The sequence below is a fragment of the Snuella lapsa genome, assembly GCF_039539345.1.
In the GTDB taxonomy this organism is placed as follows: Bacteria; Bacteroidota; Bacteroidia; order Flavobacteriales; family Flavobacteriaceae; genus Snuella; species Snuella lapsa.
Window position 1 is genome coordinate 126150 of record NZ_BAABCY010000078.1, and the last position, 21646, is coordinate 147795.

Genomic DNA, 21646 nt, shown 5'->3' on the forward strand with positions numbered 1-21646 from the left:
TATGAAACTTAATTACAAAATCATTTTTCATTTTTTAGGCTTGCTGCTTTTATTCAATGGAGGGTTTATGTTATTGGCATCCCTTGTAAGTATGCTTTGTGAAGACGGTGTTACGTTCCAAATATTTTTAGCAGGTGTTGTAACGCTTGTAGTTGGGGCTTTAGCTATGTTTTTTACAAGAGAGCACAAAAAGGAAATGAATAAAAGAGAAGGTTATATTGTTGTAACCTTTGGTTGGGTTATCATGGCCCTATCTGGAGCACTACCTTATGTTTTTACCGAAAGTATCACAAGTTTTACCAGCGCTTTTTTTGAAACTATTTCTGGATATACAACTACCGGTGCAACCATTTTAAACGATATTGAAGCTGTGCCTAAAGGCGTATTGTTCTGGAGAAGCTTAACGCATTGGATAGGTGGTATGGGGATTATCGTTTTGGCTATAGCCATATTGCCACTTTTGGGAATTGGAGGTATGCAGCTTTTTGCAGCAGAAGCTCCTGGACCTAGTGCCGATAAATTGCACCCGAGAATTACAGATACAGCAAAGCGACTTTGGTTGATTTACTTTGGCTATACTGCAGCTGAAACGGTATTGCTTAAGCTAGCAGGAATGTCTTTTTTCGATGCGATCAATCATTCTATGGCAACTTTATCTACAGGAGGTTTCTCTACAAAGAATGCAAGTATAGCACACTGGAATGGGCAGCCTATAATTCAGTATATTATCATCCTGTTTATGTTCTTGGCAGGGGCAAACTTTGTTTTGAGTTATTTTGCCTTTAAGGGAAGGGTACAAAAAGTGATTAAGGATGAAGAGTTTAAACTGTATTTTAAATTTATTCTGATATTTACCGCCATTGCAGCTGTGATTATTTATTTTAGGGCAGATGTTTCTGTATCGTCTGTTGAACATCCTATGGTATGGGGAGCTGGAGAGAGTGCGTTTAGGCATGCGTTGTTTCAAGTGTTGACCGTTATTACTACTACTGGATTTATTACAGCCGATTTTACTATGTGGACACCTTTTTTGGTTGTATTCTTTTTTGGTCTTATGTTTTTGGGAGGGTCTGCCGGTAGTACTTCAGGAGGTGTAAAAGTGGTAAGACATTTAATTATGATTAAAAATGGCTTTATGGAGTTTAAGAGAACATTACACCCTAATGCTATTTTACCAGTTCGCTACAATACTAAAGCTATTTCGGGAGATATTGTTTTTAATATTTTGGCCTTTTTCATTTTATATATGCTCTCGTTTATTGTAGGAGCTTTGGTCTTTTCAATGTTTCAAATAGATTTTAAATCGTCTGTAGGACTGGCTGCCTCTAGTTTAGGAAATGTGGGGCCTGCTCTGGGGGATTTTGGACCTGTTAACAATTATGCTGCATTACCACCTTTGGCGCAATGGTGGGCTTCCTTTTTAATGCTTATAGGACGTTTAGAACTCTTTACGGTACTTATTTTATTTACACCGTTCTTTTGGAGAAATAGATAAAATGTTCATTTTCAGTCTTTTTATTGTATAATGTAATGGTTTTTTGTTTAATCACTTGATTATAAGTAACTTGTGTTTAGGATAGATGATTAATCTCCTTGTTGTCGATAGGGGAGTAATCGCCTGCTTGTCTGTTTAATATTCGTTTCATTTTAAACTTTGAAATTATAGATGACTAAGGTGTTAAATATGGTAAGATATAATTCGCTAAAGAATAACTAGAAACTAAAACTTAAGAAAGGAATTGTACTCATGTTAAGTCAAAGTTTTTAGTAATTACTGAAACCTATTTTGAAAGAAAAGATATGGCGTAATTAGATAATGAAAAGACTATTCCTTAATTAGTTTTATCGTTTTTAATTTCTTGCCAGAATTTATTTCAGCAAAGTAAATACCCGATTTAAGCTCACTGGTATCTAGGCTGCCTTTAGTAGTTTTAATGTTTTCTTTACTAATTATCTGGCCTACATGGTTGTAAATGGTTATAAAATTAATTTCAGTTTTTGCTGAAAAAAACAATTTGTCTTCCAAAGGGTTTGGGTAATAAGTTAACTCAATGAGCTCATTGTCTTTAGTATTTAGTAGGGCAGAAGTTAGAGATATGTCGTCTAAGCCAATGAAATCGCTAGAGCCATTTTGATAAGCTACTATTCGAAATCTAACGTACTGATTTCCTGTAGGAATGTTTACAGTGAATTCTTCCCAAGTATCACCTGAAGAATTTGCATTGGATGGGCCTGGATTGGGGTCAATGTCTATATGAATATCGGGAGATGACCAATCTGAACCATTGTCAAAAACTAATTCGTAATAAATATAATCTGAAGAGTCATAACCTTTAAAGTTACACCAAAAACTAAAGTCAACCGAAATACCACCTATATTGATTGCATCAAAGGTAAGGATGTGCTCTGGACTTGAGTTACCTGTTTCTGATTCAGAATGTGGGTTGTCCAAGTCCCTGCCAGCAAAATAGAATGAGCCAGATCTAGCTCCGTCTAGACTACCTAAAGCTCCAGAGTAAATATCCCAAACATCTGTATCTGTATTAAGGTTGTAAAGTGGGATATTGGTGCTGTAATTCCAATTGTCTGAACCAGAGCCTTCAAAACCTTGAAAAACTATTTGGGCAACTGTTGAATTGTAAATAGAAATGAAAAACATTAGAACTACCATTTTGTATGGTTTCACTTGGGGGATTAAAAAATACATTCTTAAAATTGTTAGGGGATTATACCAAACAAAATTAGATAAGCTCTAAGGTTTTTGAAATACCTAAAATTGAGTAATTTTTAATGGTAAAAATGGAGGAATTTAGTAGCGTCTACAAGCGAATTAATTTTTAGTTTTTGTTTAATATTTCTCCAATGTGTCCTAACAGTAAAGATAGAAATATTAAGTGTTTTGGCAATCGTATCTGCGTTATGCCCGTGAGCATATTTTAATAGTATTTCCTTTTCCCTTGTGGTTAACGATTGAAATTTGATAAGGTTCTTTGAATGGAAAGTATTGTTTGACTGGAACTTTTTAAATAACCTTAGTACATTTGAGGCATCCGTAGGAGCTTTTATTTTTAATAGTATATTACCATCATCATCAGCACCTTCATAACTAACCTTGTACTCTTGGTTGCTTAAGGGACTAATGTCATTAATAAGCCAATCCATAGCTTCTTTTTTAGATACAAAATGGCGTGGCATCAAGGGGATGTTCAATCCGTCAAAGCTTTCAACAACACTTAAATGAGAGAACACGTCTTTGCTAACAACGAAAGCAAATTTTTTAACACCAGTCGCAAAGCAGGGATGAACCACATGTTGTTCGGCCCATTTTTTTGTGCTTTCAGTCATTATAAAAGTGAAGTTTTTATGCAACCATAAAGCTTTAGAGGCTTTATGCTTTTGTTGTATGGCTACAAACAAAAGCATTTCTTGTTTAAAAACGAAAACATTCTCTGGAGATTTAATCCAAGTTTGAATTGTTAAATTGTTGGACTCGTCAAAATAAACTTGGAGATAATCGGTTTGATGAATGATCATAAATTAAGGAAGGTCTTTTTAAGGTAAATGTAAAAAGTTTATTTATAAAAATAAATACTCACTTTTAAGTATAAATCAAGAAAGTTAAATGATCTATAAAAGTAAGTGTAAGCTCCCCTTAAAACCGAACTGTTTAAAAGTGTAAAAATAATATTAACTTTAAACAGTAATTATGAGAAAAAGTAAATTCAGTCCTCAGCAAATAGCGAAGATTTTAAAAGAGTTCGATAATGGGAAAAGTGTCGAACAGATAACGCGTGAACACGGTGTAAGCACTTCCGCCTTCTATAAATGGCGTGAGCGCTATGCTGGCATGAACGGTAAAGAACTCAAACGCATCAAAGAGTTGGAGGAAGAAAACCGCAAACTCAAACAGATGTATGCCAATCTGGCTCTGGACCACCAAATGGCCAAAGAGATCATCGAAAAAAAGCTTTAAGGCCCTACCGTAAACGAGTAATAGCCCAAGAACTTATTCACTACGGTATCAGTAGGGCGTGCCGTGTTTTAAATATGAGTAAGAGTGTTTACTATTACACGCCATTGCCTAAAGAGGATAAAGAGATAGAGCGAGCATTGCTCCAAAAGGCAGAGGAACATCCAGAAGAAGGGTTTTGGAAGGCTTTTGACCGCTTAAAGGATGAAGGCAAGCCTTGGAACCACAAACGCGTTCACCGTGTATACAAAGCATTGGGATTACCGTTAAGGCGCAAAGCCAAGAAACGTTTACCGGCAAGAATAAAAGAACCTTTAGATGTCCCGCAAGCTCTTAATTATACTTGGAGCATGGATTTTGTAACGGATGTACTTGAAAACAAAAGACGTTTTAGAGCTTTCAATGTTATTGATGATTATAACAGGGAGGCCCTGCATATAGAAATAGATTTTTCCTTGACCAGCAACCGTATCGTTTGGGTTCTGAACCATTTAGTAAACAAAAGAGGCAAGCCCCAAAAGATACGCATGGACAATGGGCCTGAGTTCATAGCAAATATCACATCTGTGTGGAGTGAAATCCATGGCATAACGTTTCAATACATACAACCAGGCAAACCAACCCAGAATGCCTTTATAGAACGCTTTAATGGTTCTTTCAGGAGGGGCGTACTCAATCGATATATTTTTGAGACCATCGACCAAGTTCGAGAACAAACCCAATTATGGATGCACGATTACAACCATTATAGGCCTCATGATGCATTAGGAAAAATGTCCCCGATAAAATATGCAGAAGTTAATTGTAATGGAGTTAGCTCCATTACAATTAAAAACAATAACTTTATTGAAATTTTAGAAAATTAGACAGTTCTAATTTGGGTGAGCCTACATAAGGGTGTGTGCCTGTGGTTGGTTTGTGTTTTTCAATTAAATGTAAAAATGTGTAACAATCTTGTAAAAATAGCTACATATAATTGAGCGCTTTTTTTGATCCTTAACTGATTTCTTCTGGGGTTTCCCGATAATAATCTTTTACATTTTAGTAACTAGATGAGTTAAAGAACAGGTTGTTCTATAACTACATCTGGTTAATGCATATAATTTAAAAATTTTAAAATTATGAGTTTTGGAGTTGTACAATCAGCAATAACTTCTATGAAAAATAATAGAAAACTATTGTCGAAAAGAAAAGAAAGTAAAGTATTAGATGGTAACTATGCTAATGTGGGATTAAAAGACTTTCCCAAAGCTACACCTGAAGCATTACAAAATTTAAAGGAAAAGTTGCAACGGGAGCAGAAGCAACGTACAGTTTTTAATACTGTTTTATTTGCAAGTATAGTTGTATTGGTAATGTTATTTGGTTTTTATTTTATGTCCTAAAAATAAAGCCGTTAAAGTAATTTAACGGCTTTCATTTATTCTATATGAACTTTAATTTGTTAGCTAAGTGCTTCTTTGATGCGTTTTATAGCTTCAATAATTTGTTCTTGAGAGGCAGCATAAGAGATACGGATACAATCCGGATTTCCAAAAGCTTCACCAGTAACAGTTGCAACATTGGCTGCTTCTAAAAGATATAAAGCAAAGTCTGACGCATTATTAATTAATTTGCCTCCAAATGTTTTGCCGAAGAATGCAGATACATTTGGAAAAACATAAAATGCACCATCTGGTACGTTTGTTTTAAAACCTTCTATATCGTTCAATAAATCCAAAATAAGGTCGCGACGTACTTTAAACTCATCGACCATATATTTAATACGATCTGGTGATTCGTTAAGCGCTGTAATGGTTGCACGTTGTGCAATACAATTGGTGCCTGAGGTAATCTGTCCTTGCATTTTGGTACAAGCCTTAGCAATCCACTCAGGAGCTCCAATATACCCAATACGCCATCCGGTCATAGCAAAAGCCTTTGCAACACCATTTACTGTAATGGTGCGGTCGTACATACTTGGTATGGCAGCAAAGCTAAAGTTTGGTGTTCCGTAATTAATGTGCTCGTATATTTCATCCGAAAGAATGTAAATATTTGGATGCTTCTCCAGCACTTTGGCTAAAGCACGGTATTCGGCTTCAGTGTAAATGGTGCCACTCGGGTTGTTGGGAGAGTTAAAAAATACCATCTTAGTTTTTGGTGTAATGGCAGCTTCCAACTGTTTCGGAGTAATCTTGAAATCGTTTTCAATACTTGAAGGGATTTCTTTGAAAGTAGCCTCGCACAAAATAGCAATGGCAGAATAACTTACCCAATATGGTGCAGGTAATAGCACTTCATCCCCAGGGTTTAAAAGCACCTGTGCTACATTGGCAATAGATTGTTTGGCACCAGTAGAAACAACAATTTGGTTTGGGGTATAGGATAAGTTGTTGTCGCGCTTAAATTTTAAGCAAATGGCTTCCTTAAGCTCACCATAACCATCTACGGGAGTATACGAGTTGTAATTTTCGTTTATGGCATTTACAGCGGCTTCTTTTATAAAGTCGGGCGTGTTAAAATCGGGTTCCCCCAAGCTTAAACCGATTATGTCTTTGCCTTCGGCTCTTAATTCCCTGGCTTTTGCGGCCATAGCCAATGTTGCAGAAGCAGGTATGCTGTTGATTCTGTTAGAAAGTAAATCCTTCATTAGTGATTAAACTGTTAAATTAGACTTGTAAGGCCGGTTTCATTCCCATTTCTTTTAAATGTTTAAAATGGGCAATGATTGCCTTACGTGTGGTTTTATATTCGTTATAAGGTAAGTTGAATTCTTTAGCTGTTTCCTTAACTATTTTAGAAATATTTGTGTAATGTATATGACTAATATGAGGAAAAATATGGTGTTCTACTTGGTGGTTTAAGCCTCCTGTAAACCAGTTAACTATTTTGTTTTTGGTACTAAAGTTAACCGTAGTTTTTAATTGGTGAACAGCCCACGTGTTTTTCATGGTGCCGTCTTTTTCAGGAAGTGGCATTTCGGCGTCTTCCATAACATGTGCTAACTGAAAAACAACACTTAAAATTAAACCAGCTGTATAATGCATAATAAAAAAGCCGATCAATATTTTCCACCAGGCAATGTCTAAAATGACCATGGGTAATACAATCCAAATAGCTAAATAAATAATTTTAGAAATAACCAGTTTACTCCAGTTCCATATAGGGTTTGGAAACTTGCCATATGATAATTTACGTTTCATATAACGGCTCATTTGTTGAAAATCTGTAGTAATGGCCCAATTAATTGTAAGCAAACCATAGAGTAATACAGAGTAGTAGTGTTGAAATTTATGATGCCAACGCCATTCAGAATGTTCTGAAAAACGTAAAATACGTCCGGCCTCTAAGTCTTCATCATGCCCATGAATATTTGTGTAGGTATGGTGTAAAACGTTATGTTGTACTTTCCAGTTGTATACATTACCAGCTAATATGTAAATACTGCTTCCCATTAATCGGTTAACCCATTCCTTGTTTGAAAAGGAACCATGGTTGCCATCGTGCATGACATTCATGCCAACACCAGCCATACCAACACCCATTACAATAGTGAGCAACAGTTGAGCCCAACCGGGAATGTTTAATGTTAAGATTAAAAAATAAGGTGTTAGGAATAACGAGAACATAACAATGGTTTTTATCCAAAGCTTCCAGTTCCCGGTACGTTTAATGTTATTGTCTTTAAAATAGTCGTTTACGCGTTTGTTGAGTGTTCTAAAAAATTTAGCAGAATCTGTTCTAGAAAATGAAAGTGCTTGTTTTGTCATTCTATTAATTTAAAATATGATAGGTGTTTAAATCCTATGCTCATACCTGCCGCAAAGATAGTTAATAAACAAATCTAACTTATAAATATTTTCATAAAAATATGGATATAAAAAGTATATTTTTGCATAAAATATCGCATTAATGGAACTTATTTTAAAATATTTTACCAACCTAACAGAAGATCAGATATCCAAATTTGAAAAATTAGAATCGCTTTATCAAGACTGGAACTTGAAGATTAATGTTGTGTCAAGGAAGGATATCGATGAACTTTACCTACGGCATGTTTTACATTCTCTTGGAATAGCAAAAGTGATGGGATTTAGTGATGGATCAAAAATTTTAGATGTTGGGACTGGAGGTGGATTTCCAGGGATTCCATTGGCTATTTTATTCCCACAATGTTCCTTTCATTTGGTAGATAGTATCGCTAAAAAATTAAAAGTAGTAGATGAAGTGGTAGATGGCTTAGGACTAACTAATGTTAAAACCACACATAGTAGAGTAGAGGCCATCGACGATACTTACGATTTTATTGTAAGTCGAGCTGTGGCAATTATGCCTACGTTCGTGCATTGGGTAAAGGGTAAAATCGCTAAACCCCAGAATAATGATCTTAAAAATGGGATTTTGTATTTAAAAGGAGGCGATTTGTCTGAAGAGTTAAAAGACTATAAAACAACAACTATATATAACTTAAGCGATTGTTTTGATGAACCCTTTTTCGAAACTAAAAAGGTAGTGCACTTACCTTTAAAATATAGAGGTTAGTGTATTATTCGAGATCTTTAACACCATTGATAAAAAAGTAATATTGTTTTTGATACCAATAGCTGTCAGCATAAAACTCCAAAGCCTTGGTGTTTTTTGTTTTTGCTGTTTTAGCTAATATTTTTTTTGCTTTTTCGAAGTTTAATTGTGCATTTGGTAAATCATTTAATTTGTTATAGCCAATTGCCAATCCAATTAAAGCGTCAAAATCTGAAGAGTCAAAGGATGTGTTAATGGAAAAATCGGAAACGGCGTTGGCATATTGGGCCAAGTGTAAATTTGAGATCCCCCTGAAAAAATATGTAAAAGGGTTTTTTTTATCATGCCTTATCGATTTAGTAAAATCTGAGAGTGCTTGTTCATGATGATTTAATTCCATATAAAATAGCCCACGATCGAAGTAGGTTTCTGCATTTGGATAGATGAGAACAAGAAAACTATAATCCTTAAGTGCCATTTCATGTTTTTCTAATGCACTATATGAAGTTGCTCTTAACTTATAAGCTTTTGCATGGTACGGATCGGTTTCTATAACATTGTTTAAATCTTTAATGGCTCCGTAATAATCATTTAAATCGTATTTGGATGTGGCAAGACTAAATAGCGCGTCAATAAAATCCGGATCAATATCTAAGGCTTTTTGGTAGTCCTGTTTAGCACCTTCGTAATCTTTTAGGCTATACCTGGAATTGCCGCGATTAAAATAAGTGTCGGCATCGGGTTTGTAAACTAGTATTTTAGAGTAATCTACTATGGCTCCAGAATAATCTCCTAAGTCATTTTTCGCAATACCTCTGTAAAAGTAGGCATTTAAGTTTTTGGGTTCAAGGTTTATAACTTGATTAAAAAGTTCTATTTTTTCGTTTAAATCTGTTGCCCTTATCGCTTTCCTGTATAATTTGTTGGCTTGGGCATAGGTTAGTATTGGTGTAAGAATAAATAAGGTAAAAAGTTTGATTTTCATGATAAGCATTGAATTTCAAATTGAATTTTTTTAAAATAAAAGTAGTGTATTTTAAAGATACAGCAATTTTAAAGCCATTTTTTGTTTTTGTGATTAATTTTTCTGTTTTTCATAGAAAGAATAATCTTTCATGTTTGTGTTTTTTATCTGGAAAAAGGACTTTTTGTCGTGTTTTTGTGAGTTTTGTCTTGTTTTTTTAGTGTTTCGTCGGGTTTAAGTGAACTTAATTGTTATATTTGATTAGTAAATTGTTATTTATTAGTTAATAATCCATCAATTGTCTCTCTATCTATGGATCCCAAATCAGTCTCTCTCCTATTATCGGTTAAGTTTGTTTTGTTGTTTTTATTTGTGGGTTTTATTGGATACTCGCAAGATGATATTCAAGTAGAAATTATTGGCGGTTCTATCGTGTACGAATACGACATCATAGAAATTACTGCCGGAAATGCTATCTCGTTTAGGATTACGAATACTGGAACAAAGTCCAAGTGTGCCAACCTTAAAGTAGAAGATATAACTTTGGACCCCTCTACTGGTTTTTCGTTAACCAATGAAGCCTTGCCTAAACATATTAAGCCTGAAGCTTGTAAAAATGGTGATAAGTATACCGATTTTACGGTTACTAACGTAAGTGGCAATTGTGATAATAGTACTTGGGTTACAATACATTTAAATGGTAGTGATGGTGATTTTGAATTTGAGTTTCGGTTAGAAGGGACTCCAGAAATAAACGTATTGGGAGGAAGTCCCTATGCCGATATAGCCAATGGATCGACTACGACTACAGCAGAAACAGGAACTTATTTTGGGGTGGTAGATCAAGGAAGTACCGTTACTCGAAATTATATTATTACAAGTACAGGTAGCTGCCCTTTAGATGTAACTGCAATTTCAAGCTCATTAAGTGATTTTTCTGTTGAGACGGATTTAATATTGCCCGATAGTTCAACAACCAACTTGCCAGTAAGCATCGATCCGGGATCCTATATTATCTTTAGTGTTACCTTTTTAGCACCAGTGTCCAGTGGTACACTTACCTCAACAATAAGTATTTCAAATTCAGATAATACAACATTTACTTTTGATGTTAGTGCAGAAATTTTTGACTATAATATACCAGGACCAGGGGGTATTACAGCTGATTTTAGATTATGGTTAAAATCAACGCGGGGAGTTACAAGAGATGCGAATTCAAAAGTAGAAAAATGGGCAGATATAGGTACAAATGGTAAGCATGCAATACAATCGAGCACAGCTAAACGACCAACTTATATTGATGATGCGACCTCTAACATAAATTTTAATCCTGTTATACAATTTGAAAACAATGGAGGTAGTACCAATGAATATCTTTACAATAATAGTAATGGCTTTTATAGCCAAGATATATTTATTGTTATGGTGCCCGACGTTGATGTTTCCACTGCATCTGGAATGACCATTTTTTCAGGATCCATATCCGATATAATTACACCAGAGAATTATGTAGATGATTCCGATGACGTAACAGGTGTAGGAATGGGGGATTTTACGTCCAATATAACAAGTGAGCGTTTATGGTATAACCAAGGCTCATCCACAACAAACCCCTATTACAGTTTACCAGCATCTTCATCGAGGGCTTATGATGTGGCCGGCATAATAAATGCGCGTAATAAGTCGGCGACGGCATCTGATGGAATGACTATTTTCTATAATTCCATAGACGATATGCCTGTGGCCACGCAAACTATTACAACATTTCAAAATGTAGGATACGTTGATACAGCGCCTGATCCTGATGTTACTTGGGGGACACCATATAAAATAGGTATAAATACTAATAGTAACTTTGGTAATCTTAATGGACGTGTAGCAGAAATCTTTACATTCGCAGAACGTGTTTCAGACGCCGATAGACAAAAAATAGAATCGTACTTAGCTATAAAATATGGGATTACTTTAGGAGCGTCGACCGAAGCCCAAAAGAACTATGTAAATTCTTTCGATACAACCATATGGGATATAACTGCCAATGCGGGGTACAATTATCACGTTGCTGGCATTGGTAGAGACTCTATTTCCGATTTAAATCAAAAACAATCAAAAACACTTAATGCTACTAATGAGGTTACAATTGGCTTAAACGGTATTTATACAACAAATAATGCCAACATAAGTGAATTTATAGAAGATGGCGATTTTTTGGTTTGGGGAAGTAATAATGATGTTTTTACAGGAACAAATACGAATACGGTAACTATTACTACAGGAGTAACAACGTCTTTAACGCGAATTGATAGAAAGTGGAAAATAGTGGAATCTAAGGAATCTGTTAATGGAGACGTAGAAAAGGTATATGTTTCTATTCCTGATGATGCGTTTAGTGGTTTCCCGTTGGGGACTGATGAAGAGTATGTATTGATTGTTGCTGATGCCGATAGTTTTTCCAATACGGATATTATTGATGTCATTCCGTTGAAATCCGATGGTAATTCAAATCTGCAAACTTGGTATGATTTTGATGGAACAAAGTACTTTACTTTTGGACGGGCTTCGAAGTTGTCAGAAAATCACGCTATACATATTGATAGTGGTGATTATTTGGTTGGAGCATCCGATCTTAATTTGAATATTGATGCATTTACTATTTCTGCATGGATAAAGTACAGTGTGTCGAGTTCAGATCCACGAACTATTGTGTCCAAAGGGAGTAAATTACAATTACGAATAAATACTTCCGATCAAGTAGAGGTGTTGGTCGATGATGATGTAACACCAAAATTTACATCCACTATGCAGCTTAACGATGGGAAATGGCACCATGTAACCCTTGTATATAATAGCGGTACGATTTTTTTATATGTTGATGGTGTTTTGGATAAATCTGAACTTAATGTGGTTGCGCCATCCCTTAATTATAACCACTTTTCGGTAGGAGCATTATATGTCGATAAAAATACTATCGAAAATCCCTTAAAGGGAGATATTGATGAGGTTTACGTTTGGGATGAAGCATTGACAGAAGGGCAGATACGTTATTTAATGAATCAAGAAATAAGTAAGACGGGTGAGGGCTTGGTAGACGGTAAAATATTGCCTCAGGCTGTGGAAAGCAATGAAGTGTCAACATTGCAATGGGATAAACTAAAAGCTTATTACGATTTTAATTCGTTCTACGGGTCTACGGTAGAAGGTCTAACGGATGATAGGAATTTCTTGCGCTTAAAATACTTAAATAAAGATAAGGATTTAGCATCCGGTCAAACAGCGCCGTTGCCATATGTGTCTACAACTAGTGGTGTTTGGAGCAATGCGGGTACTTGGCTTAATGGTGCGGATAATATGCTGCCAAATGCACTTAGTTTGGATGGGGAAACGTATATTGATTGGAATATTGTTGAAACGAATCACGACATAAGCTCTGGTGATAAAGATATTACTGTTTTAGGGCTTATAAATGCTTCAGGAACCTTAACTATTACCGATCCCGTTGTTACATCGCCCGTAGAGAATAATGATGGGCAAAGTTTAAGGGTAACGCATTATTTAGAAATAGATGGAGTCATAGATTTGGTGGGTGAATCGCAACTTGTGCAGGACGAAGGAAGTATTTTAGATGCCGATAGCGGGGGATACATCGAAAGGGATCAACAAGGAAGTGCTAATAGCTTTAAATATAATTATTGGTCGTCTTCGGTAAGCCCAATAACAGGTAATACAGAAACAAGCGGGACAGGAAGTTCTAGTGTTAATAACAATTATACTATATCGGGTGTTTTATATGATGGGACTTCTTCAGATTCTTACCAAAATATAAATTTCGATCCCGATAAAACAGCTGCCGATTCTAGTACGCCTTCTAATCCTAGAACAATAAGTACGCGTTGGTTTTATAAGTTCTATGGAGCTACTGGGGATTTTGGTTCATGGGTTAGAATTAATGAAGTGTCATCGTTGCTTCCAGGAGAGGGCTTTATAATGAAAGGAACCTCTGGAGTGACAGACCTTTCGGTATTGCAAAATTATGTGTTTAAGGGGTTGCCAAATAATGGTGATGTTAGTTTGGAATTGGACAAGTCTTTGGGAGATGTAGACCGATTGTTGGGAAATCCGTACCCTTCAGCTATTGATGCCGATGAGTTTATTTTGGATAATATAAAGACTACCGAAACCATTAATGGGGAAGTAGGAAGAAATAATGCCAATGTAATAAATGGGGTGTTGTATTTTCTGCATCACTTTGGGGAGATTAATTCGCATTATCTGGCAGATTATATTGGGGGCTATGCTACCTATACACTTATGGGCGGTACTGAGGCATATTCGACAAATAGTTCTTTTCCAATAGTAGGTGGAGGTAGAATTCCAGAACGTTACATTCCGGTAAACCAAGGCTTTTTTGTGTCTACCCATCTGCCTTCTGATGTCAGTGGGGCGACTACAACGGTAGAAGGTGGAACAGTAGTATTTAAAAATAGCCAGCGCGTGTTTGTTCGTGAAGGTATTACTGGCACAAATGAGGGGTCAGTATTTTTTAAGCCAAACAGTACGAAAAAGGCAACAGTAGAAAAACGTAAGGATGAGCGATCCAAAATCAGGTTGCGATTTATATCGCCATTAGGTTTTCAGAGACAGCTTTTGGTTGGCGTAGATAAAAATGCTACCAATGATTTTGATTTGGGATATGATGCTCCTCTTGCTGATGTTAACAAGGACGATATGTATTGGATGCTTCATGGTAGTAAGTTTGTAATACAAGGCGTTGGTAATTTTGAAGCAGATCAGGAACTGCCCTTAGGACTGAGCCTAAACCGATCTGGTATGGTGGCTATAAAAATAGATGCAGTTGAAAACCTGGATCCAGATTTGGCAGTTTATATAAAAGATGGTGTAACTGGTGAAACATATCAGATAAACAATGAACCATACGAGATTTATTTAGATGCAGGAAAATACGAAGATAGGTTCTCATTAGTATTTAAGCCAAATCAAGTTGATGATGATGAGCTTCTTGTAGATGATTATGTCGTTTATTTTGACTCAGAAACGTCCTCGTTAGTTATAAAACCCAAAGGACAAACCGAGGTGTTTAATGTTACGCTGTACAATTTCTTTGGAAAACGTTTGAAGATAAATAAGGTTAGAGCCAGAAAAGTAATAAAGCTTAAACAGCTTAAATCGGGTATTTATATTTTAAGGTTTAATACAAATAATGGTGTTGTAGTTAAAAAGATTGTAGTCAATAAATAATAACCAAGCTAGATTTTAGATTGACTTGAAAGCAAGATGAAACGCACAGCCCCGAATACTAATTCAGGGCTGTGCGTTTTAAGCAAGTAGCTATCTAGTTTACCGAGATCAAGTTGATTTCAAAAATAAGGACAGATCCACCAGGGATACCATTGTAATAGTTATTGCCATAGCCCAAATGAGCAGGAATTAAAAGCATGCCACTTCCACCTTCTTTAAAATACGTGATGCCCTCGGTCCATCCGCTTATAACCTGTTGTAGGTTAAATGAAATGCCCTCACTGTTACTTTGGTCAAAAACATTACCGTTGGTAAAGTAGCCTTTGTAGGCAACGGTTACATCAGAGGAGAAAGTAGGCTGGGCACCGATGCCTGGTTCGTTAATAATGTAATACAAGCCGGTGTTGCTTTTTTCGGCAGTTAAATTGTTATCCGCTAAATAGCTTTTTATTTCTTCATCGTTTTTAGAAACAAAATCGGTTACTTCTTTTTTTGAGCATGATAGAGCGATAACGCATGTTACTAAGGCAATAAATGTTTTTTTCATTCTTTTTTTTTTTTTTTTCAAGAAGCAAATATAGGTAATTTGTGTTCGTGCTTTAAAAAGTAAAACCACCCTGTTATTGCAGAGTGGTTTTGTTTAAGTTTCTTAGTATTTAAAATTGAAATGTTTTAAAATCTTATTTGATCATTTCGTAGCTACGCTTAATAAAGTTGGTTAACTCTTCACCTTTTAAAAGTCCTTGGGAAAGGCGAGCTAAATCTAATCCTTGGTTGATTAAGCGTTCTTGCTTTTTCTTGGTTTTAGTTGCAAGAATATCGCTTACCAATTCTGAATTTGTATTTACAACAAGATTATACATTTCTGGCATATTACCCATACCAAACATGCCGCCGCCACCAGTTGCCTGCATCTCTTTCATGCGTCTCATAAACTCTGGCTGTGTAATCATAAATGGCGAATCGTTACTGTCCATGGCTTCCAATTGAACCATAAACTTCTCAGAAGGAATAACTTCTTTTAGTAGCTCGTCGAGTGTTTTGGTTTGTTCCTCATCCAGTTTGGAAATTGTAGTGTCCTCTTTTTTAATCAATTTGTCAATGTGATCTGCATCAACACGGGCAAAAGAAATGTTTTCTTTCGTTGTTTCCAGTTTTTGCATTAAATGCGACACAATTGGAGAATCTAGCAATAACACTTCATAACCTTTTGCTTTTGCTGTTTCAATATAACTATGTTGTTCATCTTTGTTGGAAGCGTACAAGATTACCAATTTATCGTCCTTATCGGTTTGGTTCGCTTTAATCTTGTTGTACAGTTCCTCGTAGGTATAATAAGATCCGTCAACCGTTGGGTATAGAGCAAAGGCATCTGCTTTTTCGAAGAATTTCTCTTCAGAAAGCATACCGTACTCAATTACAATCTTAATGTCGTTCCATTTGGCTTCAAAATCTTCTCTGTTATTGTTAAAAAGAGATTTTAATTTGTCGGCTACTTTGCGAGTAATATAAGATGAAATCTTTTTTACAGCACCGTCGGCTTGTAAGTACGAACGCGATACGTTTAAAGGAATGTCTGGCGAATCGATAACACCGCGTAGCATGGTTAGGAATTCGGGAACAATTCCCTCTACATTGTCTGTAACAAAAACTTGATTTTGATAGAGTTGGATCCTGTCTTTTTGCATGTTTAAATCCTGTGTCATTTTGGGAAAATACAGGATCCCGGTTAAATTAAACGGGTAATCTACATTTAGGTGAATGTTGAATAAGGGCTCTTCAAATTGCATTGGATACAATTCTCTGTAAAAGTCCTTGTAATCTTGCTCCTCTAAGTCTGAAGGTTGTTTAGTCCAAGCAGGATTAGGGTTGTTTATAATATCATCTACTGTAATTTTTTTGTGCGGCTCAGTTGTTTCATTGCCTTCTTTATCTTTTATGGTTTTAGGAGTAAAGTCTGGATCATCAATTTCCTTTGTTCCAAATTTAATTGGAATAGGCATAAACTTGTTGTACTTTAATAGTAGCTCACGAATACGACTTTCTTCCAAAAACTCGGTAGAATCTTCTGCAATGTGCAGTACAATTTCGGTGCCTCTGTCGGTTTTGTCTGAAGCCTCTAGGGTGAATTCTGGACTGCCATCGCAAGTCCAGTGTGCGGCAGATTCGTCTTTATAAGATTTGGTAATAATCTCGACTTTATTGGCAACCATAAAAGCAGAATAGAAGCCCAGTCCAAAATGACCTATAATGCCAGAATCCTTAGCAGAATCTTTATATTTGTCCAAAAACTCTTCAGCTCCAGAAAAGGCAACTTCGTTGATGTATTTTTCAACTTCTTCTGCAGTCATACCAAGTCCTTGGTCTATAATGTGCAGTTTCTTGCCCTCTTTGTCTATTTTAACTTCAATTTGCGGATTGCCATATTCAACTTTTGCTTCTCCAATATTGGTAAGGTGTTTTAATTTTAAAGTAGCATCTGTTGCATTACTTATTAACTCGCGTAAAAAGATTTCGTGATCACTATACAAGAATTTTTTAATAAGTGGAAAGATGTTTTCTACCGATACATTAATATTTCCTTTTGTCATAATTCAATAAATTTATTAGGCATTCTTCAGGGAACGCTCGAAAAATTAGTTATTTGCTTTAAATACATACAGGGCAGGGCAACAAAAATGCCAATCGTTAAAAGATGACAAACTGACATTTGTTTTGAAGATATAAAGCGTGTAACAGTTCGTATTTAAGGATTTAATTTCGTATTTTTCTTGAACAGAAAACTAGAAAATGTTTAAATAAAAAAGCAGGTGTCATGTATAATTCGAAAATAATAGGTTTAGGAAAATATGTTCCTGATAATGTGGTGACTAATGACGATTTGTCAAAGATTATGGATACTAGCGATGCTTGGATACAAGAGCGAACGGGTATAAAAGAACGCCGATGGATCGAAAAAAACACGGGAGATACTTCGGCGGTTATGGGAGCTAAGGCTGCTAAGATTGCCATAGATCGTGCCGGACTGACCAAGGATGATATTGACTTTATTGTTTTTGCAACATTAAGCCCTGATTATTATTTTCCTGGTTGCGGTGTGCAAATTCAAGATATGCTGGAGATGCCAACGGTGGGAGCTCTAGATGTTAGAAACCAGTGTTCTGGTTTTGTGTACGCATTGTCAGTGGCCGATCAGTTTATTAAAACTGGTATGTATAAAAATATTTTGGTTATTGGAGCTGAATACCATAGTAATGGATTAGATAAAACCACACGAGGTAGAGGCGTTACTGTTATTTTTGGAGATGGGGCAGGAGCTTGTGTGCTATCAAGAGAAGAAGATAATACCAAAGGAATTTTGTCTACTCATTTGCATAGCGAAGGGAAATATGCAGAAAAATTAATGGTGGCATCACCAAGTATTGCGCACTGGGTGCCAGAAATTTTAGAATCTGAGAACGAAGATTTGTCATACTTTCCATATATGGATGGGACTTTTGTGTTTAAACATGCTGTGGTGCGCTTTAGTGAGGTTATCATGGAGGCTCTTGTAAAAAATGGTCTGACAAAAGGAGCTATTGATATGCTTATTCCTCACCAGGCAAATTTGCGCATTGCACAATATATTCAGAAGAAGTTTGGGTTAACTGATGAACAGGTATTCAATAATATTATGAAGTATGGAAATACAACGGCTGCTTCTGTGGTTATCGCGTTAACCGAAGCTTGGGAAGAGGGTAAGATTAATACAGGGGATATAGTAGTTTTGGCAGCTTTTGGTAGTGGTTTTACCTGGGCTAGCGCTGTTATAAGGTGGTAATGGATAGTAAGTAACAAGAACAAAAAATCCGAAACCATATATGGCTTCGGATTTTTCTAGCTATTAATCAACTCCAACTAACACTATGTCTAATGTGAAGGATCTATTTACTAGACGTAAAAAAGTATAGAATATTGCATGAAAGATAATTTTTAACGTTTTTTAACATCATAAAAAGAAAAAAAACCGAAGCCAATTGGCTTCGGTTTTTTACTTATACTAATCTTTCTTTTGCGAAATTTATTAATATGTAGGTGACTAACTCTAAATAATTATTGTTCGTTTCGGCTAGATAGTATAAAACCACAACGTATAGTTTTGATAATTATTGTGTTGTAATTTTATTTTTTTGAAAAATTATAAAAAATAACCCTACAAAAGCTTTTGTAGGGTTATTTTTATATGCTATTATGTCAATATTTCAGGGCAATTAGCAATTGAAGATAATTTTTTAATTAAGTGACTAATTCAAATAAAAATTCGATATTCGATGCTAATGGGCATGCTAGTTACAATTAAAATTAAGCACATGTAAAAAAATAACCATATTATACGAATATGTGTTATTTGTTAATTATTTAACAATTGAGGTGCGGAGTTTATAAAAAACCGCCACTATCCTTGGTTTCGTTGCTATCCCTGCTCTTTCTTCGAAGCGCTTGGTTTTTTCCTCCTCCAAAACGATAAGAGAAACCGATATAGGCAGTTCTGCTTTCCCAGTTAAACTGTCCATTAGAAGGGTAGGGTGTTTTGGCATCAAATTTAAATCGCATGCCTTTAAAGATGTCATTTACTCTAAAGCTTATTGAGCCTTTATTCTTTAAAATATTGAGACTGGCACCGGCATTTAGCATAGACATAGACCTTACGTCAAACTGAATGCTTCTGCCTCCTCCAGTGAACATGTAAAATAATTGAAACCGTAAATTTTTTGTTGCTGTAAAGTTGTTATTAATACGTGCATTAAAGGCATTATTGGTAACTTCCAACTGTTCGCCGTTTGCAATGCCTGATTGTTTTTGTAAGTATAAGTCGGTACTAGCATTGGCACTCCACCATTTGGTTATTTTATAATTGGCAGCTACCTCAAAACCATACCGATTGGTGTTATTGTAATTGGAAAACGTAAGAAGCACCTTATCTTCATCAAAAGGATCCTTATTGACAATTCTGTTAATGGTGCCGTTTACACGACGATAAAATGTGCCAAATGACAACGATCCTTTTTTTAGCTGTCTCGTGTAATTAAGTTCAAAAGAGTTGGTGAATTGTGGGTTTAAGTTTGGGTTGCCAACACTTGTAACCCGAGGGGTGGTCCACTGTCGAATCGGGTTTATTTGACCAAGTGAAGGACGGTCTACGCGTCTGCTGTAGCTAATTTGAAACTGGTTCTTTTCGGTTGGATTATAAGTTATAAATGCCGATGGGTATACCGAAAAAATAGCATCATTTACACTTAATTTGTCTGAACCTTTATAAAAGTCGCCCTCAATTTCGTATTGTTCAAAACGGGCACCCAATTGCATAGAAATTGTTTTTAATTCATAATTGTAATTGGCATAAGCCGAGTAGATGTTTCTATTGTAGGTAAATGAAATATTTGGGGTGTCCTGCGTTTCAAAGCCACCATTGCCATCTGGAACTTGGTTTCCAGAATCGTCTAAAACAAATTCGTGTTGTGAGGAATCCGAATCGTTTTCCGTTTTGTTCAATCGGTATTCAAGCCCCAATTCTAGTTTGCTGTTTTCTGATAATGGATTTGTGTAATCCAGGTTAATCAGCGTGTTGTTTCTAATATTGTTTATGTCGTTTGTGTAATTTAAAAAAGGATCAGAAGGATCTATGTATTCTTCAGAAATGGCGTTTTCGGTTCCCTTAAGTTTGGAATAATTGGATTCAAATTCAATTTTGTGCCCTTCCTTATTAAAATCTAATCGATAGTTAAAATTATAAGTTTGTTCGTAATTGTCGTTAATTGAAATATTCGTGTTGTCAGTTGCAAGGGTATTGTTGTCCTGAATTTTAACGTTTCCTATTCCTTCATTGTCAAAGTTGTTTTGTATAGTGTAAATGGAAAATGTATTCTTGTCATCTGCAAAAAAATCAATACCGAATTTTGCCAAATGAGACTCCGCATCGTTTTGAAATTTAAAATTTTGAAGTGAATTATTACCGTCTCTTTCAACAAAACCGTTATTGTCGGATTTGCCACTATTGGTGCCGTAGTTTGTGTAAAAATTTAATTTTCCAGTTTTGTAGTTCATGCCTATAGAGCCATTAAACCTTGTGTTGATGCCTCTCGTTATGCCAGTGTCAATATTTCCATTGAACCCCTGATTTGCATTTTTGTGTAAAATAATGTTTATAATACCACTCATACCTTCAGGGTTGTATTTAGCTGATGGGTTGGTAATAAGCTCTATTTGCTTAATAGAGGAAGAAGGTATTTGTTTGAGTAACTGAGAAACACTTACATTACTTGGTTTACCATCTATTAAAACACGAACATTCTCATTTCCTCTTAGACTTAAGTTACCCGTTTGGGAATCAACACTAACAGATTGTATGTTGTTAAGCAATTCAGATGCTGTCGTGCCTGCAGAGGTTAAATCCTTACCGACGTTAATAACTTTGCGATCTATTTTCTGAACAACGCTGGAGGTTTCGGCAATAACGGTGACTTCATCTAAACCTTCTAAGGCTTCCTCGAGCAGGATATTACCTAGATCAACCTTGTAGTTTCCTTTGCCAATGGTTACTTCTTTGCTAATGGTCTTGTAGCCTATGTATTGAATGTTTACTATAAAGTTGCCTTCTATAACTTTTATAATTTCGAAGGAACCGTCTTCATTGGTGATACCACCCGTTAAGGTTTCTCCAGAAACTTTTTTCACAATAACATTTACGTAGGGTAAGGGTTGTTGTAGTTTTGCGTCTAAAACTTTCCCTGAAATAGTACCGGTTTTATCGATGTTTATGTCGGGGGTTTTAGGGTATACTTCTATTATTGCTATAAAGTTTAATAGAAAGCATAGAAAATATAGTTTCTTCATTTTTTTTGATGCTTGTTTTTTTGATTGATTGTTTTCTTGTAAGACTTGAAATTACCCGTTCTGTTACTTAATTTATTTAA

The 21646-nt window shown here is 35.6% G+C and carries 14 protein-coding genes; 6 read left to right on the forward strand and 8 right to left on the reverse strand.

The window, feature by feature from the left end; all coding sequences use genetic code 11:
• Position 1: 1 nt before the first annotated feature.
• Entirely contained in the window at positions 2–1495 is a 1494-nt protein-coding gene (locus ABD792_RS14925; RefSeq protein ID WP_345007078.1) for a TrkH family potassium uptake protein, read from the forward strand.
• A 330-nt stretch (positions 1496–1825) separates the two neighbouring features.
• On the opposite strand, the gene ABD792_RS14930 is transcribed toward ABD792_RS14925, so the two are convergent.
• Both ABD792_RS14930 and ABD792_RS14935 read right to left on the reverse strand, forming a co-directional pair.
• Positions 1826–2671, reverse strand: a complete 846-nt coding sequence (locus tag ABD792_RS14930; RefSeq protein ID WP_345007079.1) for a T9SS type A sorting domain-containing protein — start codon at positions 2669–2671, stop codon at positions 1826–1828.
• A 116-nt stretch (positions 2672–2787) separates the two neighbouring features.
• The gene (locus ABD792_RS14935; protein ID WP_345007080.1) at positions 2788–3534 is read right to left on the reverse strand and encodes a response regulator transcription factor; all 747 of its coding nucleotides are present in this window, start codon (positions 3532–3534) and stop codon (positions 2788–2790) included.
• Between the two features lie 172 nt (positions 3535–3706).
• Here ABD792_RS14935 and ABD792_RS14940 point away from each other — a divergent pair.
• Both ABD792_RS14940 and ABD792_RS14945 read left to right on the forward strand, forming a co-directional pair.
• Positions 3707–4836 (forward strand): IS3 family transposase gene (locus ABD792_RS14940; RefSeq protein ID WP_345007082.1). Its coding sequence is split into 2 segments (ribosomal slippage): positions 3707–3968 and positions 3968–4836, totalling 1131 coding nucleotides; the frame shifts between segments, so codons are not numbered across the junction.
• A 255-nt stretch (positions 4837–5091) separates the two neighbouring features.
• Positions 5092–5355, forward strand: coding sequence for a hypothetical protein (locus tag ABD792_RS14945; RefSeq protein WP_345007084.1), 264 nt, complete (start codon positions 5092–5094; stop codon positions 5353–5355).
• Between the two features lie 59 nt (positions 5356–5414).
• On the opposite strand, the gene ABD792_RS14950 is transcribed toward ABD792_RS14945, so the two are convergent.
• On the reverse strand, positions 5415–6602 hold the full coding sequence (locus tag ABD792_RS14950) for a pyridoxal phosphate-dependent aminotransferase (protein WP_345007085.1): 1188 nt from the start codon (positions 6600–6602) through the stop codon (positions 5415–5417).
• Between the two features lie 19 nt (positions 6603–6621).
• Positions 6622–7722 carry a fatty acid desaturase family protein gene (locus ABD792_RS14955; RefSeq protein ID WP_345007086.1) on the reverse strand — a complete coding sequence of 367 codons (1101 nt, stop codon included), beginning with the start codon at positions 7720–7722 and terminating at the stop codon, positions 6622–6624.
• A gap of 142 nt (positions 7723–7864) precedes the next feature.
• Between ABD792_RS14955 and rsmG the strand changes: the two genes are divergently transcribed.
• On the forward strand, positions 7865–8494 hold the full coding sequence (gene rsmG, locus ABD792_RS14960; RefSeq protein WP_345007087.1) for a 16S rRNA (guanine(527)-N(7))-methyltransferase RsmG: 630 nt from the start codon (positions 7865–7867) through the stop codon (positions 8492–8494).
• Positions 8495–8498: 4 nt separating this feature from the next.
• Here the strand turns inward: rsmG and ABD792_RS14965 are convergent, their stop codons facing one another.
• On the reverse strand, positions 8499–9458 hold the full coding sequence (locus ABD792_RS14965) for a tetratricopeptide repeat protein (protein ID WP_345007088.1): 960 nt from the start codon (positions 9456–9458) through the stop codon (positions 8499–8501).
• A 291-nt stretch (positions 9459–9749) separates the two neighbouring features.
• On the opposite strand from ABD792_RS14965, the gene ABD792_RS14970 reads away from it, so the two are divergent.
• Entirely contained in the window at positions 9750–14693 is a 4944-nt protein-coding gene (locus tag ABD792_RS14970) for a DUF8202 domain-containing protein (protein ID WP_345007089.1), read from the forward strand.
• Positions 14694–14787: 94 nt separating this feature from the next.
• Here the strand turns inward: ABD792_RS14970 and ABD792_RS14975 are convergent, their stop codons facing one another.
• Both ABD792_RS14975 and htpG read right to left on the reverse strand, forming a co-directional pair.
• Positions 14788–15240 (reverse strand): FKBP-type peptidyl-prolyl cis-trans isomerase, encoded by a 453-nt coding sequence (locus ABD792_RS14975; RefSeq protein WP_345007090.1) that lies wholly within the window; start codon positions 15238–15240, stop codon positions 14788–14790.
• Between the two features lie 133 nt (positions 15241–15373).
• Entirely contained in the window at positions 15374–17284 is a 1911-nt protein-coding gene (htpG, locus tag ABD792_RS14980) for a molecular chaperone HtpG (protein WP_345007091.1), read from the reverse strand.
• A 224-nt stretch (positions 17285–17508) separates the two neighbouring features.
• Here htpG and ABD792_RS14985 point away from each other — a divergent pair, with 224 nt between their 5' ends.
• Complete coding sequence (locus ABD792_RS14985; protein WP_345007092.1) at positions 17509–18513, forward strand: 3-oxoacyl-ACP synthase III family protein; 1005 nt, start codon at positions 17509–17511, stop codon at positions 18511–18513.
• Between the two features lie 599 nt (positions 18514–19112).
• Here the strand turns inward: ABD792_RS14985 and ABD792_RS14990 are convergent.
• A complete protein-coding gene (locus ABD792_RS14990; RefSeq protein ID WP_345007093.1) occupies positions 19113–21566 on the reverse strand; it encodes a TonB-dependent receptor in 2454 nt (817 codons plus the stop codon).
• Positions 21567–21646 lie beyond the last annotated feature (80 nt).

Coding starts and splice junctions, on each gene's coding strand:
- ABD792_RS14975 (WP_345007090.1), bottom strand. CDS start 15,240: ATGAAAAAAACATTTATTGCCTTAGTAACATGCGTTATCGCTCTATCA.
- ABD792_RS14955 (WP_345007086.1), bottom strand. CDS start 7,722: ATGACAAAACAAGCACTTTCATTTTCTAGAACAGATTCTGCTAAATTT.
- ABD792_RS14945 (WP_345007084.1), top strand. CDS start 5,092: ATGAGTTTTGGAGTTGTACAATCAGCAATAACTTCTATGAAAAATAAT.
- ABD792_RS14990 (WP_345007093.1), bottom strand. CDS start 21,566: ATGAAGAAACTATATTTTCTATGCTTTCTATTAAACTTTATAGCAATA.
- ABD792_RS14935 (WP_345007080.1), bottom strand. CDS start 3,534: ATGATCATTCATCAAACCGATTATCTCCAAGTTTATTTTGACGAGTCC.
- ABD792_RS14925 (WP_345007078.1), top strand. CDS start 2: ATGAAACTTAATTACAAAATCATTTTTCATTTTTTAGGCTTGCTGCTT.
- ABD792_RS14985 (WP_345007092.1), top strand. CDS start 17,509: ATGTATAATTCGAAAATAATAGGTTTAGGAAAATATGTTCCTGATAAT.
- ABD792_RS14970 (WP_345007089.1), top strand. CDS start 9,750: ATGGATCCCAAATCAGTCTCTCTCCTATTATCGGTTAAGTTTGTTTTG.
- htpG (WP_345007091.1), bottom strand. CDS start 17,284: ATGACAAAAGGAAATATTAATGTATCGGTAGAAAACATCTTTCCACTT.
- rsmG (WP_345007087.1), top strand. CDS start 7,865: ATGGAACTTATTTTAAAATATTTTACCAACCTAACAGAAGATCAGATA.
- ABD792_RS14950 (WP_345007085.1), bottom strand. CDS start 6,602: ATGAAGGATTTACTTTCTAACAGAATCAACAGCATACCTGCTTCTGCA.
- ABD792_RS14965 (WP_345007088.1), bottom strand. CDS start 9,458: ATGAAAATCAAACTTTTTACCTTATTTATTCTTACACCAATACTAACC.
- ABD792_RS14930 (WP_345007079.1), bottom strand. CDS start 2,671: ATGGTAGTTCTAATGTTTTTCATTTCTATTTACAATTCAACAGTTGCC.